Origin of the sequence: Desulfitibacter sp. BRH_c19 (assembly GCA_001515945.1) — a bacterium.
Classification (GTDB): Bacteria; Bacillota; DSM-16504; order Desulfitibacterales; family Desulfitibacteraceae; genus Desulfitibacter.
Window position 1 is genome coordinate 156,372 of sequence record LOER01000034.1, and the last position, 16,989, is coordinate 173,360.

Here is a 16,989-nt window from a genome sequence, read left to right on the forward strand (position 1 = left end):
ATATAAATAAGCTGTAAATATAAATAATGATATTTTTAAAATTCAATGTATATTTAATTTTCAGTATTCTCCATTCTGCATCAATATTCCTGCTAACGTGTGCAAAAAAATTAAAAAATTTCTAAGTATTTTACACACTTATTAGAGCTTTTTAGGGGGTGCCGTGGAAGCTCTAATAAGTAGCTTAGTGGAATACATTATCTCAACCGATGGTCTCCCAGGTTCTCCAACTCTCCTAAGTAAAGTTTCTGCTGCATCTCTACCCATTTCAAAGGAGGAAGTATCCAAAGTGGTTAGCGGCGGATTATACTCAGCACTTCCTAGCTCATTGTTAAAACCAATAATAGAAACGTCCATTGGGACATTAAGTCCAAGTTCAGCAGCCCCTGCAATAGCCCCCATTGCCATTGTATCTGTAATAGCAAAAACAGCAGTAGGAGGATCTTCTAAATGCAATAATCTAATCATTGCAGCCTTTGCATCCCAAGATGTCCACATGCCTTTTTCGATATATTCATTTCTGTAGGACAGTTCTAATACATTCAATGCCTTTTTAAATGATTTTAGTCGCTCTTTACTAGTAATACTCATGGAATCTCCCAATATAATTGCGATCTTGCTGTGACCTAAGCCATATAAATGCTCACATGCTTTTTTTACACCTTCATCCAGATCTAGTTGGTAAGTGTCAATATCCTCAGATTTGCAGCTTCGTTCTACTAAAACCTTAGCCATTTTTTGAGGTAACAACTCAATAGGTGGTATCCCGCCAGCAGAACTAACAAATATTACTCCGTCTACCCAATGCTGCCGTAGCATTAAACAGATAGATTGTTCCTTGGCACAATTTTCATCAGAACTTGCAATAGTTAAACCGTATGATTCATTTTGCTCCAAGCAACTTTGAACACCACGAGCAAAATTTGCAAATGCTAAGTTAGTTATACTTGGCACCACTAAAGCAATCATCCCGCTTAAGGATGTCTGAAGTCCACGTGCAAATGGATTAGGTTGATAATCTAAGTCTCTAATACATTGCCATATTTTTTCCCTTGTTTTGGGATTTACTATCTCAGGATGGTTTATCACTCTAGATACTGTAGAATGTGTAACTCCTGCAAGCTCTGCCACATCTTTCAAGGTGGCTGGTTTGTCAGTTGTTTTTTTTGATGAAGAGTTAGGCATCAATGGACCTCCTAGTACTTTAAATAGCTTGATTAACTATTAAAACCACTCTTTATTAACGAAGCCTTTTTTATTTAATTCTATAGATAAGATCAAATTCCTGCACACGTTTGCAAATTATTGATGCTTATTCCACATTTTTTTTGCTGCCTTTTGGCATTTATCTATAGCTTGCTTCTCATTAATTGAAAGTATTTCTCTATTTTGCATAATCCATTTGCCATTAATCATTACATCTTTTACATCTATCGATGACTTAAATAATACAAGCTGGTCATATATGTTTTCACTATTTAATGGAGTAGGTAAAGATGCATCTATTGTTATTAGGTCAGCTAAGTAGCCTTGCTTAATTTCTCCCAATTTTTTAAAGCCTAATACATTTGCACCCATTGAAGTTGCCATCTTATATACTAAACTTGAAGGCATCACCTGAGGATCTTGCCTATAAGCTTTATGAATCAAAAATGCTCCTCTCATCACTTCAAAAAAATCATTTATATAACCATCTGTTCCTAATCCTACTAGTATTCCCTTTTCAAGCATATCAGGAATGGGTGCAACACCACCCCCAACTTCACAGTTACTCAATGGCATGTGTACCGCTTTTGTACCTGCTTTAGCTAGAATTTCGACCTCAACATTATTTAACTGTACACATTGAGAAGCAACTACATCTTCATCCAAATAATCTAACTCACTATAAATATCTACTGGCCTTTTCCCGTATTTATCCATAGAGTATTCAGGTTCATATACACTTTCTGACAAGTGCATATGAATTTTACTTCCAACCTTTTGGGATAACTGCTTTGCCCTTTTAATAAAGTCTTTAGAACATGTAAAAGTTGTATGTATGCACATCATTCCTGCAACAAGCTTATAATTCTTTTTTGCCCACTCAATAAAGTCAACATTCTCCTGGAGACCGAGCTCAGCATTGCTCTCATCAACTCTCTCGCAAGCCTCAAATGATAGAATTCCACGCATACCAGCCTCTTCTACCACTTGAGCTGAAACCTTTAAAGCCCCTGGTATTGAGTTTGGTCCTTCTAAACAGTCATAAAATGTGGTTATGCCAGACTTGATCATCTCTACACATGCCATTTCTGTTGATGCTTTTACCATTTCATGGTCTAATTGATCTTCTACATATGGCCACCAAAAATCTTCTAAAAAACTAGTGAATTCTGTTGGTGCTGCATCCACAGTTATACCATGAGACAAAATTCCATACATATGCATGTGTCCATTTATAAAACCAGGCGCAATTATTTTATCGGTAGCATCTATAATAGCTGCTTTCGGATACTCTCTTTTTAAATCCTCATGGGAACCTACCCTGCTTATTAAATTCGCTTCTATGCAAACTCCCCAATTTTCCATTATGCCTTCCTCAGAGTTTATTAAAATATATCTTCCAAGAATAATAGTTTGTGACACAAAGTCACCCCCTTCGAATTAATAACTAACAGGAAACAAAGCAAGATGTTTTATACTATGGTTATCTTACCTTGTTTCCTGTGAAATATAAAGAAAATGTATTTAATTATAATTAAACAGATACCTTCCCTTTCAGAGCCCCAGTAGGGCAGGTAGATATGCACAAACCACAATAGCGACATAAGTCTTCATCCAACTTCATTTGTGGAAATTCTAGTTTTCGAGCTAGGTAGCAGCAGACAATTTCACACTTTTTACATTTTGTACAAAGGCTTTCATCAAATTTAAAATCAAGGGTCCCTATTATTTCTTTTTTAGGAAAATTTGGTAACGCTGCCCCTTTAACCGCTTCAATGGATGAGTAGCCCAACTCAGCTAATAACTTAGATAAATTCTTGTTGAGCTTTTCAAAGACCCCAATACCTTTTAGCATAGCAATCGAGCAAACACCAACAGCTCCGGCTCCCGCCATCAGCATTTCTACGGCTTCTTCTGCTTTAGTAACCCCACCAATACCTATCAGTTCTTTACAATCCTTCCTTGCTATTTCAGAAACTATTCTAATAGCAATTGGACGAATAGCTGAACCAGACATCCATCCATAACCATCTTCACTATTCATCTCTGGCCGAGCATTATAGATGTCAATTTTTAATGTAGGTCCAATTGAGTCTATTGCAGAAATTGCCTGAGCACCAGCCTCTAAACATTTGACTGCTGTACTAGCTGGATCAGGCCAGTTTGGGCTCATCTTACATATGATGGGAATGTTTGCATTCCTACAGGCAATATCTACCATGGGAATCATTGTATCTTCTGAATAAGATACTAATTCAATCATATCTGCACCAGCATCTGCAACGGCTTTTACCAAGTTTTTAGCTTCCTCTGGCGTATGGCCAATGCTCCCTATTACCACAACACCTTCTTTTTTAGCTTTAGGTATTTCCTTTTCAATCCAAATGTCTGCATCAAAATCAGACCATTTTTCACAATTTATTAAAGTGTCTCTTCCGAATGACCCTATGTGAGGCACAGGATTAATAGCAGCGTTATCTCTTAATGTCTTTGTAACACAAGCCCCTGCCCCAGCCCTATATGCCCTAATCATTCCTTCAGCATCAAACGAAAGAGGTCCCGAAGCTAACACAAATGGGCTTTTGAGTTTTACACCAGCTATCTGCGTACTAAGATCTATTTGTTTTTGAATTTCACTCATTTTTATCCATTCCTTCCTCCCAATGGATTACTGAAAAAGTTTTTAAAACTTCTATCTCATAGTTAATGCCATTAAGGCTTTTTGTACATGTAATCTATTTTCTGCCTCATCATATATTACCGAATGTGGCCCATCAATTACTTCGTCAGTAACTTCAATTCCTCTATCTGCTGGCATACAATGCATATAAATAGAATCATGCTTTGCTACATCAAATTTTCTTTGGTCACAGACCCAACCTTTGTCCTTATATTTGTCAATGATAGCCAAGCCTTCTTGTTCATCTTCTGTATGCATTATTGGTCCCCAGCTTTTAGCATAAATAATATCTGCATCTTTACATGCTTCTTCCATACTGTGAACCACTTCGAATTTCGCTCCTGCATTCTTTGCATTTTCTTCAGCTTGCTTCATTACTTCAGGAAGTAAACCAAATTCAGGAGGATGTGCTAGAGTTACATCCATTCCAAATCTTGGCATCAAGGTAACTAGAGATTGAGCCATTGACAAAGGTCTAATATATCCAGGGCCGTATGTCCATGAAATTACAAACTTGCGTCCTTTTAAATTCTTGCCATACTTTTCTCTAATTGTAAATAAATCAGCTAAGGCTTGAGTAGGGTGGTAAATATCACATTGCATATTGTAAACAGGAATTTTTGCATGCTTTGCCATCTCTTTCATATACTCATGTCCACCTACAAGGGTATTTCTTATGCCCATTGCATGACCATAGCGGCCCAAAACATTTACAGTATCCTTTGGCCCTTCACCATGATCAATTTGGGTAGCTTTTGGAGTTAAGTAGTTGGCATGTCCTCCTAGTTGTGTAATTCCACACTCAAAGGCATTTCTAGTTCTTGTGGACTCTTCAAAAAATAGCATGAATAATGTTTTGTTTTTGCAAATCTCATGAGGTATTTCTAGTCCTGACTGTCTTTTTAGTTCAGCTGCTAGGTCCATAACTGTTTCTAGTTCTTCGTTTGTCCAATCCTGCTCATTGATAAAGTGCTTTAATTTTAATTGTGTTGATGCCATAATAAGTAACCTCCTAGTTTTTTGTAATCATTTTTGGTAGTAATGTATAAAAAGCTGATGCTTTCTTTAAATCAGATACTGATATCCGCTCGCCTTCACAGTGGCATAAAACTCCTTCGCCTGGCCCAAAGCCTAGGGTAGGGATACCTGCTCTTCCCATTGTATAGGTTCCATCTGTGCTAAAGCCCCACTTATCAATTACTGCTTTTTCGTTAAAAAGTGCTTCGAAAGCCTGTGCTCCAGACTGAATTAAAGAATGCTCCTCTTCTAATACCCAGGCCGGGAAAAACTCTTCGGCCTCTTTAACATAGCCTGTATAGCTTGGGCTATCAAAATACATTAATTCAACCTTGCCTTCATATGGATTAGCAATTTCTTCTAGTTGCTGTAAGGCCAAATCATTGGTTTCACCTGCTGTCAATCTTCTATCTATAAACACTACTGTTTCTCCTGGAATGGTGTTTATTGAATTACTTTTAACTTCTACTTTGGTTGCTGCTATGGTGCCTTTTCCTAAAAAGGAATCTTCCATAAGCTGTTCATTAAGGTCTTCTATTTTTGACACAATTCTAGCGGCCTTATATAGTGAGTTATCAGATAGGTGAGGAGCACTTGCATGTCCTGCTCTTCCAGGAACAGTAATTTGATAGAGCGCTCTACCCCTATGTCCTCGACATATTCTTAGCTCACTTGCTTCTCCTATAACTACATAGTCTGGTTTTATTCCTTCTGTTTCAATTAAATGAGCTACAGCCAAGCCTTCACATTCTTCTTCACCAGTTATTCCTACTACGTATAAGGTGAAGTCTTCTTTGTCTAGGCCGAGGTCCTTAATTGCTCTTCCTGCGTAAACCATTGCAGCTAGAGGACCTTTATCATCACAAGCTCCTCTGCCGTAAATATACCCATCTTCATGTTTTCCTTTTATTGGATCAAACCCCCATACAGCTGGATCTCCAGGTCCTACTGTATCCATATGTGCATCATAGAGGATTACAGTTTTTCCACTTCCTACTCTACCTACTACATTACCTATTTGATCTACTGAAACTTCATCAAAGCCTATTCTTCTCATTTCTTCTGCTAAGAGCCTTGCTGCCTGCGCTTCGTTTCCTGTTACACTTTCTGCTGCTATGAAATTTCTTAAAAAGTCTACCAATTCTTCCGAGTAGTTTTCCACCTGTTCGTTAACCTTTTGAGCCAAATCTTTATAATCTGTCATATGTCACTCTCCTCTCTAGAATAAGTTCTTAACCTCCTATAATTGATAGCCAAAAATAGACATGATCATTTTCTAGGAGTTTATCTTTAAAATAGGTAATTTTTATTTTAAAGATTAACCCTCCTCACAAATACAATAATCTACGGTAGTAATGAGACGTTTGCTATAGCTGATACATAGACCAAGTCTAATTCCCCGACATTCCAAATCTTATGCGGTAGATGGTCATGACAATAAACACTATCCCCCTCTTCTAATGTATAATCTGAATCCCCAAGGGTGATTTGCATTTTTCCTTCCATTACCAATATTATTTCTTCCCCTAAATGAACTAAAGGTTCATCACAATCAGAAGACCCAGGTTTTAAACGTCCTATTACCATCTGAATATTTCTATTTAACTCTGGACATAACATTTCAAGGCTTAAGTCAGAATCTTGAACATTTAGCACTCTTCTTGTATTTTTTCTTACTACTGGGTCATGAGATTGGTTATCCATGAGAAAATAGAATATTGGAACATTAAGCGCCTCAGCTATCTTTCTTAGAGATGATATTGAAGGCTCTGCTATGTCGCGTTCTACCTGGCTGATAAAACCTCGTGTAAGGTTTGTCTTTTCCTCTAAGTCTTTCAAGCTCATGTTAAGTTCTTGTCTTTTTTCTCTAATCTTTTTTCCTATCACTTTATCACCTTTTTTAAATTATTTATTGCTTCTTGTGCATTCTGAAATACTAATACTAAATTTTTTGCCTAAAAATACATGAGTACTAAATCTTTATTGTAATTTATTCTATAGAATTCTAAAAATTCCTTCTATATTTTCAAAATATATTTAGTGTTAGGCTATTTTTTTAAGAAAAATTTAGTCTCACTATACTTATAAATGTTATAAAAAAATAAAAAAGCATCCATTGGATGCTAATTCACTAAAAATTACCCTATTTTGTTCCAGGTACAAATTTACCGTAGCCCTTCTTGCCGAGAAATTTCTCATTGTCATATATTATTTCTCCTCTAAGTATTGTTGTTTCAGGATATCCTTGGAGGATGATACCCTCAAAAGGTGTATACTCTGCCTTAGAGTGTAAATCTTTTGCTCTTAATGCTCTCCTTTTATTCGGATTGAATATGACTATATCCGCATCACTACCTTCTTCTATCACACCTTTACGTGGATATAATCCAAATATTTTTGCAGGATTGGTAGACAAAAGTTTGCTCAGTTTATTAATATCCATTTCCCCAGAAGCAACCAAATTGTACATAAGAGGTAATAGAGTTTCTACACCTGGTATTCCTGGCAGTACTTCGAAAAACTTAAGGCTTCTCACTTTCTGACTTTTAGTAAATGCACAATGATCGGTTGCTATAACAGAAAAGACATCCTCCTTTATTGCCCTACATAGTTCAAGTCTCTGTCTTTCTTCTCTTAAAGGCGGACACATAATAAACATTTGAGGATTGTCACTATTTAAATACTTCTCAGAATTTAGAAATAAATAATGTGGACAGGTTTCAGCTAAAATTTTAAGACCTTTCCTTTGTGCCTCTCGAATTTCTTCTGCAGCTTCAGATGATGATATATGCACAAAGTATACTGGCGTATCAACCCTCGATGAAATATCTATAATTTTTCTAACCGCTTCAACTTCGGCTTCTACTGGTCTACTTATGGCATGAAAAGTTGAATCAGTCCTACTAGTTTCTAGTAATTCCCTCTTTTTATCAACTATTATCCCTTCCTCTTCTGCATGAAATGATACCAGAATATTATTCCTCTTACTCCATTCTAAAAGATCATTTATTTCATTATATGAGAGCATCATATCCTCATAAGCTGTAAAAACTTTTAAACTATTAATTCCTGAGTTAATTACTTCCTCAAGTTCTTTTAAAAATAATTCATTCCACTGTCTTATGACATAATGTAAAGCATAGTCAATACATATATCTTTTGCTTCTATCATGCGATTGTCTACTGCTTTTTGAGGAGGTTGATTATCTAATGGCTCAACATAATCTACCACAGTTGTAACACCTCCACACGCTGCTGAAAGACTCCCACTATAAAAGTCATCTATTGTTCGATCATTTATCCCACAAGGCATATTAAAGTGAACATGTGAATCAATTACACCTGGTAGAATTATTTTATTTGTGCAATCAATAATATGTGTATCTAAATCAGCTTGCAAATTGCTTTTAATACTTTGTATTACTCCTTTAGAAATAAGCATATCTTTTAAAACAGTTCTTTCCTCAAGTACAACCAACCCACCCTTTAATAATAATTTCATTCGTCTTCTCCTCTGAACCGTAGTGATTATATTTTCTACAGTATGTGATATATTCCTTCAAAATTCGATTACAATTTCCAACTAAACAAAAATCCTATTTATGACTTTTAAACATATGGACTTCCCCGCACCATTTCTCTCAAACTATGAATGTAACTTTCTTGCTTATTAAATAATTGCGCAAATAGATATAAAAAAAGTCCTCCAAAATCAATTAGAAGGACTAGGAAATTATCTTCCATTTCCGTTCTTTCGCAACTTCCAAAAGAATTTTATCTGGTCTGACAGCAACTGGTTCTCCCGCTAACTCCATAATAGCTAGGTCTGAGAAGCTATCAGCATATGCACGACTATTTTTCCAGTCTACCTCATAGTCTCTATATTTTTTAACTACAGTTATTGCTTTTTCTTCTCCCTGTATGTACTGAAAATTTTTATAAAAAAATGGCGTATTTCCCCTCATAGTCAGTTCTGTACCAATAACATCATTAAAATTATACTCTTCGGCCACCCTATCTAGTATAGGCTTTAATGCTCCCGACAGCAAGACAAGGTGAAAGCCCTCTTCTTGGCATTTTTTGATTTCCTTGACCATCTTACTATCTATACGTTTCTTCATATTGGCATATGCTTCATTAAAAAATGCATCTACCTGCTTCATGTCCATACCATTAAAAAGGCTAGCCAATGCAAAAACTGCCTTTCTTCTCATTTTTTCTGATGAAACAAGCTTTGCTTTATATAAGAGGTAAACAGGCATAAATGAAAGCATACCATTAATATATTTGAGGTGGGATTTCTTTTGCTCTTTCCACTGCGAATATAAATATGGAAAGGTTTCAAATGGAAATAATGTACCATCAAAATCAAATATTGCTAATTTCATAGCTTCTCCTTTATCCAAAATATTCTATATGGATTAAGACCCCTCTTAAGGAAATGGGACACACCTGTGAGTAGAACCAGAAATGTCCCCAATCTGTAAGTGGGCTCTAACTCAGGTGGAGTAAAGTCTCCATCTGATTCCCCGATGTTCAGCTTTGGCTGAACGAGTTCACTACATAGTTAAGTTTATTCCTAAACTGTAATAACCCCGCGCAGCTTGTACTAAATCATCAATTTCTACCCACTCATTTGCAATATGAGCCTCGCTTTCGTTCCCAGGGCCAAAACCAATGGTAGGTATGGACATTATTCCTGCTGAACCACTTCCATTTGTACAAAATGAATAGGCACCTAGTTCAGGTTTTATTCCTACACTCTGAATAGCTCTAATGGCATCCTTTACTAGTGAGCTTTCTAGGCTAGTCTTCCATGCTGGGGCAAACTTTGGTGCTTGTAGTCTTTCACCTTTATAGGTTAATATATCAGTTTCTGCAATACTTACTTTAAGTTTATTGGATTCTTCACTATTTATCCAATTTGAAACTTCCTTAATTATAGTTTCACTTGAATCGCCTACTAATAGTCTACGATCATAGGTTGCTTTGCAGTAGTTCGGAATTACTGACAAACCTGGATAAGGGCTAGATACAATATCAGTTAATTCCATTATAGCCTTTCCTAATAGTTTATCTTCATTTGGACTCATGCCCTTTATCTTATCAACTGCATCTAGCATCATATATACAGCATTCTGTCCTGATTGTGGGTTAGACGAGTGGGCTGATTTACCAAAAGTCTCAATAGTAACTTCCCCTCTCCCCCGTTGCCCTATATTGATTCTTAAGGAAGTTGCCTCTCCTATCACCACATATGTAGGTAAATACTTTTCCAATACAGGGATTAGAGAAATTCCTTCAGCAGGTTCCTCAGCAACTGTACCTACAATATATATGTCCCCTACAGGCCTTTTCTCTACCAAATATTTACCAGCCATAATCATAGCTGCTAATGAGCCTTTCATGTCAGCTGCTCCTCGACCATAAATCTTGCCATCTTGAACCCATGGAGAAAATGGACTCTGTTTCCACTTATCTATATCTGATACTCCTACTGTATCGAGATGTGCATCAAGTAATACTGATTTTCCACCACAAGTACCTCTAATCATGCCAACAATACTACCATATTTATCAACTTCTACATTATCAAAACCCCAGTTATTCATTTGAGATGCTATAAATTCAACTAATTGCCCTTCATTTCCTGTTTCACTAGGAATGGATATGATTTTCTTGCATAACTGTACTAGTTCTTCCTTATTTACATCTATCATCTCTTGCCTCCCGTGACTATCTTTGATAAGAGTATTATGACATTATGGATGAATTTTAACTAACGTTCTCATTTTCTACCTCTTCAATCTCAAGTATCTCATCTAGTTCCTTTTTATAAAGACCAATGTGCCTATCACCTATCTTATATGCCTCAAAGGCCTTACTTAATTCCAGACCAATCTTTTCATAATTACTATAAAAATGTCCATATTTCTTTTGTAGTTTAGCTAATTTTTTTTGCACTTCCCTGGCATGGTTTAAAACTTCCAAGTTTCTCATGCTTGTTAAGACTATTTGTAAAAAAGCATAGAAATTTTTAGGGCTAACAGCAATAACCTTTTGTTTTTCTAAAGCTTCGGCAATTCTAGATGTCTGTCCATAAAAGTTCTTATCTGCTATAGTCTCATAATAAACAGCCTCTGAAGGAATAAACATCAAGGCAAAATCTGCTGTCCCATGCTCTGGTTGAACGTATTTTGCTGTTTCTTTAATTTGGTTTAGCAAGTCTCTCTCAAATAATTTCCAATACTGGTCCTTGTCCTGCTTTTGGTCACATTCAAGATATTTTAAATAGTTGTCTCTGGGAAACTTGGCATCTATAGGAACTAACAAATCCTTGTATTTCACTACTACATCTACTACACATCCATCAGAAATCTTATACTGTCTTTCCCACATCCCACATGGAAGAATTTTTTCTAACAAATCCTCAAGAATTATCTCCCCATAGTTTCCCCTTAATTTAGGCATTGCCAGAACATCTTTCAAAGATTGGCCCAGTTTATTTGCTTCCTCTTGTTGAGAAATAACTTTCTCTATAGTGGATTGCATTTCAACAAGAAACTTCAAGGTGTCCGTAGCCTGCCTGTTTAGATCAACTCGAGCGTCTGTCATCTCATTTTTTGAAGCCTGTATAGATCCTTCTATTTCTCTGCGAAAGCCTTCCAAATGATTCTTTACAACAAGATCTAAAACTTTTGCATTTTCATTACCTTTCTTGAAAACAAAGTATAGAGCTATTAATATTAACACCATCAGCATGACAATTATTATTAATTCCATACTATTAACCTCACAATCCAAGTTGCTCTAGTAGATCAATCTTGTATATTATATTCCTCTTCATTGGGACTAACATGGATAAATACTTCTTTTATGTTATCATTAGCTTCCATTATCTTTTCTTCAGCAAGGGTCGCAAGGTTGTGTCCATCGTTTACTGTAATATGAGGGTTAACAACAATAACACAATCTACTACCAAAAAGATGCCGTACTTTCTAATTTTAATATTTCTAACAGCTTTAACTCCTGGCACCTCTTTAGATAATTCGGTGATCCTTTGAGGTATTTTTTTATCTGGGATTGTATCCATCAGTTCATCAATAGATTCACGTAGTAACTTAAATCCTGCCCAGATTATAAAGATGGAAACAACACCTGCCATAATAGGATCTAATACAGGATAGCCAATTCGTGCTCCTACTATGCCAAATAAAACAGCAATAGAACTCAAAGCATCTGTCCTATGATGCCATGCATCGGCCGCTAAAATAGTACTTTGAATTTTGTTTGCTGCAGAGACGGTATATCTGTATGAAAACTCCTTTACTACTATGGACAAAACTGCTGCCCAAATAGTAATCCCGGCAGGAATTAACAAAGTGCCACTTAATACTCTCTTGATAGCAGCAACCAACATAAGTGCACCCACTACTATTAAAACTAATGAAATAATTTTTGCAGCAATGGATTCTACCTTCCCATGTCCATATGGATGTTCCCTATCAGGAGGTTGTCTTGAAATACGTAAACAAATTATAACACAGATTGTAGTAAGTACATCTGATAGAGAATGAAAAGAATCTGCTATTAGTGCAACACTATTACCAAATATGCCAGCTATAAATTTAATAATGGATAGGAAAACATTAAGTACTAAGATATGAAGAGAAACTTTCTCTCCATATTTATTTTTTTCATCTCCACAAATGTGGCTAGGTTCCACTCCAAAACCTCCATTTCAGACTACAAAAAAATAAAAATACCCGCAGGAAAGGTCCCGCAGGTACACCTGCTGCTTAACGCCCGATTTATCTAATAAATCTGACCATTTATCTCTTAAGTTACATCTATTTTATGCAATAGACCATTGTCCTGTCAAACTTTTTATTAATACTACTTGGAAATAAATTAGAATATAAGAATATTTTTCTATTTTTTGGAGATATTATAAGTGTAACCTGTTGAGCATTTACAGGTCATCATATGAAAGGAGGTATTTACTAAATGTCACTAGATAGAATAGCTCTTATTTTAGTAATTATTGGTGCCCTAAATTGGTTATTAGTGGGTGTATTAGGCCTTGATCTTGTAGCCACAATTTTTGGTGGCCAAGATGCTATCATAAGCAGAATTATCTATACCCTAGTCGGTGTTGCTGGTATTTGGGCAATTTCCTTGCTTGTAAGACCAAAAACAGAAGTGAAATAATTATACTGATAAAAGCACCTTAACATTTATTTATCCGATGACAATCGCCACTAGCCTTGCATGGGTTCAGCTATGTCAACAAGTTGACGAGTTTCACTCCAAGACTCCTATCTTCTAGCCTTGCACTAGTATTTCTACGCATTGCAAAATCACAATGCTAGAAATACGGTCGCAAGTAGGAGATAAGTGGCGCTACGTCCCTGGATAACGGTTTCTAAAACTCAGATGGAGTCAAAACTCCACCTGAGTTCAAGAATCCTGTTTATGTTGAGGTGTTTTTGTCTTAAAAGGCATGTAATTGCCAATTGCTAGAAATTCTTTTAAGAAGTTGAATTCCCGCTATACTATTACCATATTCATCTAATGAGGGTCCATAAACCCCTATCCCACATCCGTCTGCGAATATTGTGTTCTTAGAAGAGGTAAATGCTGATAAAACCCCTCCACTTACTCCACTTTTTGAAGGAATACCAACTGATACAGCAAATTTTCCCGATGCGTTGTACATACCACATGTAAACATTAGAGATTTTATGATACGTGTATATTCAGTTGGAACTATTTGTAGGTTTTTAGTTGGGTGAAGACCATTATTTGCAATAATTGCTCCAATCCAAGCTAAATCAAGACAATGTAATTCAATGGAACACTGTTTAAAGTACAACTCTAGAGTCTCCTCGAGATCAGCCTCTAACATTCCAACATCTTTTAAAAAATATGCTAGAGACCTATTGCGATAACCAGTTTCCCATTCAGATAATAGTACTTGGTGGTTAATTTTCGGCAATTTTCCAGTACAATTATATATTAAATTTAAGATTTTGTTTAATCTTTCATCAACGTTTTTCCCATTTATTAAGGAACAGACTGTAATTGCTCCAGCATTAATTAGTGGGTTAAAAGGTATTCCAGGTTTTACTGTTTCTAGCCTCGCTATAGAATTAAATGGATCCCCAGTAGGTTCCATATCAACTTTTGAAAGAACGAAATCGAAATCCTGTTCTATAAGAACTATTATTAAACCAAGTATTTTTGAAATGCTCTGTAAGGTAAATGGAGTCTGCCACTCACCAGCTGTAATTTCTCTGCCTTTTAGATCAACAATAGCTACTCCCAGATCATTTGGATTGGCCATGGCTAAAGCAGGGATATATGTAGCCACTTCACCTTGTTGTGCAATTGGCCTGATTTCCTCCAGCCAATTGCTTAATTCCATCTCAAGAATGCATGGTTCAATCATAATAGACCTCTTTTCCCAGATGTTAGTAACTTAATTCTATTGTGTACAATTTGTTAGGGTAATATATAAAATACTTATACTTTTTTGTACTAAAAAAGAAGATGCTTTCCTAAAATGTAGGGGTTGCAGAAGGTGTGAACTAGCTTGTTCTTGGACTAATTCTGCTTACAGAATGGATGATCCAAGTTGCAAGCAAATAGTTATAACCACCCCCTTGTTAGTTAGAGGTTGAAAGAAGGATTTTCTAACAAAAATATAGAAAGTTTCATAAAGTTATTTTTTAAGGGGCTGTGGCCCCTTTTGTTTATTCCTTGCAGTATATAGTTTAGAATAAAGGGAGTAATTTCTTTGGAATTAATAGGCTTATTCATTGCTTTACTAGCAATTGTTATAATAACATCTAAATGGCATCAGGTTATTTATGCCTTACTCTTTGGTAACATACTTATTGCATTTTTTTCATCAATGTCAATGAATACTATTATTTCGATAATTATGGAAGTAACCATTAATATTGATACAATATCCCTTGTAATCATAGTTTTGTTAATAACCCTTTTTAGTTCAATAATGTATAAAACACTTTTACTAGATAAACTATTAGAGTCATTAATCAACCTAATTAAAAATATTCATGTCCTTATTTCCGTAATACCGGCCCTGGTGGGACTTCTGGCCGTCCCAGGCGGTGCAGTAATGTCAGTACCTTTTATTGATAAACTAGGCGATAAAGTTAAAATGTCTTCAGGTTATAAGTCAGGTGTAAATATATTTTTTAGACACATTGCAGTATTCTTTAATCCTCTATCACCTTTACTTATTGTAGTAGCAGACCTAAGCACATTGGGTTTCTTGCCAATTATGAAATTTCACCTTGTACCAGTAGCAGTAAGTTTAATTGTATCCTATTTAATAATGATACATTTTTGGCCATTAAATGCGGAAGATATAGAAAACATTACTTTACAATCTGACAATATGCCTTACAATAAAGCTTTTAAACAATTTATTTTTTCTGGATTACCTTTAGTTGTGGCCATAGTATTAGCACTAGTATTCGAAGTTAGCTTTGTAATCACACTTGTAATAGCCATCTTGCTTAGCATATTTTTTGACTACAAATCAGAGAAAATCCTAAAACTTGCGAATATTAGTGAGTTTTTCATTAAAGGTATTAACTGGAAATTAGGCTTGTCAGTATATACTATTTTTCTTTTTGGTGAATTCGTAAAAGATTCAGGAGCCATTCCGCAATTGGCAGAATTGATTACAAGGTCAAACATGCCCCTACTGTTAATAGTAATCGTTACTTCAGTACTAATTGGCTTTGCTGCAGGTCATCCCATAGTAGGTGGAGCTATAGTCTATCCAATCTTTTTGCCCTTGGTAGGCCCAGAAAATGTTACTTATCTATCTTTAATACTTTCTGGTATGCTGTTTGGTTATGTAGTATCGCCTATTCATCTTTGTCTTATTGTTTCTAATGAGTATTTCAAGGCTGATTATTTGGAAAGCTACCGTATACTAATTCCTCTGCAATTAATACTCTTGATATCTGCTATAATAATGGCCGTGCTTTGGTAATATATTATATATTAATGTCAATCTTAAAAACCATTGAATTTTTTTAAATTCTATGGCTAACTCTTTAAAAATGTCAATTTGTCAGGCCTGACCCCCGCTATGCATAACTGCTTCTTTCGAAAAATACCTGTCATAGCCAAATAAGAGAATATTTATGATCACTAAGGCTAGAAATCCTGCTAAACCTGTAACTCCCACAATCAGGTCGTTTCCTCCTACAAGTAGCATAATAGCCAGGCCACTTACTGCGTTAAAGGTACCATGCATTATTGCTGCAGCAATTACTGACCCAGATTTTATTCTTACATAGGTGAAAATAGGAGAAATAAGCACAGCAAATATAGTCATCATAAACATACCAGCTACTGGATGTTCCGGATAGTTATGTCCTAATAGTATAATGGGTGCATGCCAGATACCCCAAATCACACCAATTATAAAGGAAGATTTCCAGAAGCCCAGATGCTTTACTTCTTTAAACAAATACCCCCTCCATCCCAACTCTTCTCCAAAGCCTGCTATTGCATTAATAGTAACTCCAGCAATTAAACCTTGAATTAAGCTTAACCAAATTGGATGTATCGGCATGTTTTCTATTTGATTAAGCATATCCTCCATTTGTTCTGGAGACAATAAATCTCCGAACCTTTCGAACAAACCCAGCATATTTGGTGAGTACTCAACACCACCAAATAATAGACTGATTCCAAAGGTCATAAATGCTATGCCAGGGGAAATTAACCAGGCAAATAAGAACCATCTATTCAATTTAAAGGAAATCCCCAATGTTTCCTTAACCCTTTGCTTATATTTAAATCTTTGAAGATATACTGCGACTGATGCTGGAACAAACATATATAGGATCCCAATTATGAAAGCCATAGAAGTATTCCATTGCCCACCTAATCCCACAAAAATTGCTATCATGAGCCAGCTAAAAACATATGTCAAAGCTACAAACTCTATTGCTCTCCTATTTTTTGAAGTCATTACTTAAACCTCCACTTTTTATATGCTAAACACTTTTATTTATACTCTAAACATATATTA

15 protein-coding genes are annotated in these 16,989 nt (G+C 35.7%); 2 read left to right on the forward strand and 13 right to left on the reverse strand.

The genetic code is table 11. From position 1 onward, the window contains the following. Positions 1 to 141: 141 nt before the first annotated feature. The 11 genes from APF76_06465 to APF76_06515 all read right to left on the reverse strand — a co-directional run bounded on the left by APF76_06465 (position 142) and on the right by APF76_06515 (position 12,630). A complete protein-coding gene (locus APF76_06465; protein KUO50105.1) occupies positions 142 to 1,185 on the reverse strand; it encodes a hypothetical protein in 1,044 nt (347 codons plus the stop codon). Positions 1,186 to 1,302: 117 nt separating this feature from the next. Next, positions 1,303 to 2,628 (reverse strand): amidohydrolase, encoded by a 1,326-nt coding sequence (locus tag APF76_06470; protein ID KUO50106.1) that lies wholly within the window; start codon positions 2,626 to 2,628, stop codon positions 1,303 to 1,305. Positions 2,629 to 2,740: 112 nt separating this feature from the next. Beyond that, complete coding sequence (locus tag APF76_06475) at positions 2,741 to 3,847, reverse strand: hypothetical protein (GenBank protein KUO50107.1); 1,107 nt, start codon at positions 3,845 to 3,847, stop codon at positions 2,741 to 2,743. A 51-nt stretch (positions 3,848 to 3,898) separates the two neighbouring features. Next, a complete protein-coding gene (locus tag APF76_06480) occupies positions 3,899 to 4,885 on the reverse strand; it encodes an ornithine carbamoyltransferase (protein ID KUO50108.1) in 987 nt (328 codons plus the stop codon). Between the two features lie 13 nt (positions 4,886 to 4,898). Next, positions 4,899 to 6,107, reverse strand: a complete 1,209-nt coding sequence (locus APF76_06485; GenBank protein ID KUO50109.1) for a hypothetical protein — start codon at positions 6,105 to 6,107, stop codon at positions 4,899 to 4,901. Positions 6,108 to 6,247: 140 nt separating this feature from the next. Next, the gene (locus APF76_06490; GenBank protein KUO50110.1) at positions 6,248 to 6,790 is read right to left on the reverse strand and encodes a MerR family transcriptional regulator; all 543 of its coding nucleotides are present in this window, start codon (positions 6,788 to 6,790) and stop codon (positions 6,248 to 6,250) included. A gap of 256 nt (positions 6,791 to 7,046) precedes the next feature. Continuing rightward, complete coding sequence (locus tag APF76_06495; GenBank protein KUO50111.1) at positions 7,047 to 8,405, reverse strand: hypothetical protein; 1,359 nt, start codon at positions 8,403 to 8,405, stop codon at positions 7,047 to 7,049. Between the two features lie 223 nt (positions 8,406 to 8,628). Beyond that, positions 8,629 to 9,291 (reverse strand): hypothetical protein, encoded by a 663-nt coding sequence (locus tag APF76_06500; GenBank protein ID KUO50112.1) that lies wholly within the window; start codon positions 9,289 to 9,291, stop codon positions 8,629 to 8,631. A gap of 171 nt (positions 9,292 to 9,462) precedes the next feature. Further along, complete coding sequence (locus tag APF76_06505; GenBank protein KUO50113.1) at positions 9,463 to 10,623, reverse strand: hypothetical protein; 1,161 nt, start codon at positions 10,621 to 10,623, stop codon at positions 9,463 to 9,465. A 55-nt stretch (positions 10,624 to 10,678) separates the two neighbouring features. After that, entirely contained in the window at positions 10,679 to 11,686 is a 1,008-nt protein-coding gene (locus tag APF76_06510; protein ID KUO50114.1) for a hypothetical protein, read from the reverse strand. A 35-nt stretch (positions 11,687 to 11,721) separates the two neighbouring features. Continuing rightward, positions 11,722 to 12,630, reverse strand: a complete 909-nt coding sequence (locus APF76_06515) for a hypothetical protein (protein ID KUO50115.1) — start codon at positions 12,628 to 12,630, stop codon at positions 11,722 to 11,724. 281 nt (positions 12,631 to 12,911) lie between these two features. Between APF76_06515 and APF76_06520 the strand changes: the two genes are divergently transcribed. Continuing rightward, positions 12,912 to 13,115, forward strand: a complete 204-nt coding sequence (locus APF76_06520; GenBank protein ID KUO50116.1) for a DUF378 domain-containing protein — start codon at positions 12,912 to 12,914, stop codon at positions 13,113 to 13,115. Between the two features lie 283 nt (positions 13,116 to 13,398). Here APF76_06520 and APF76_06525 read toward each other — a convergent pair whose 3' ends face one another. Continuing rightward, on the reverse strand, positions 13,399 to 14,355 hold the full coding sequence (locus APF76_06525; protein KUO50117.1) for a glutaminase A: 957 nt from the start codon (positions 14,353 to 14,355) through the stop codon (positions 13,399 to 13,401). Between the two features lie 348 nt (positions 14,356 to 14,703). Between APF76_06525 and APF76_06530 the strand changes: the two genes are divergently transcribed. Continuing rightward, positions 14,704 to 15,939 (forward strand): hypothetical protein, encoded by a 1,236-nt coding sequence (locus APF76_06530; protein ID KUO50118.1) that lies wholly within the window; start codon positions 14,704 to 14,706, stop codon positions 15,937 to 15,939. A gap of 81 nt (positions 15,940 to 16,020) precedes the next feature. On the opposite strand, the gene APF76_06535 is transcribed toward APF76_06530, so the two are convergent. Continuing rightward, positions 16,021 to 16,929 carry an abortive infection protein gene (locus APF76_06535; GenBank protein KUO50119.1) on the reverse strand — a complete coding sequence of 303 codons (909 nt, stop codon included), beginning with the start codon at positions 16,927 to 16,929 and terminating at the stop codon, positions 16,021 to 16,023. Positions 16,930 to 16,989: the final 60 nt, after the last annotated feature.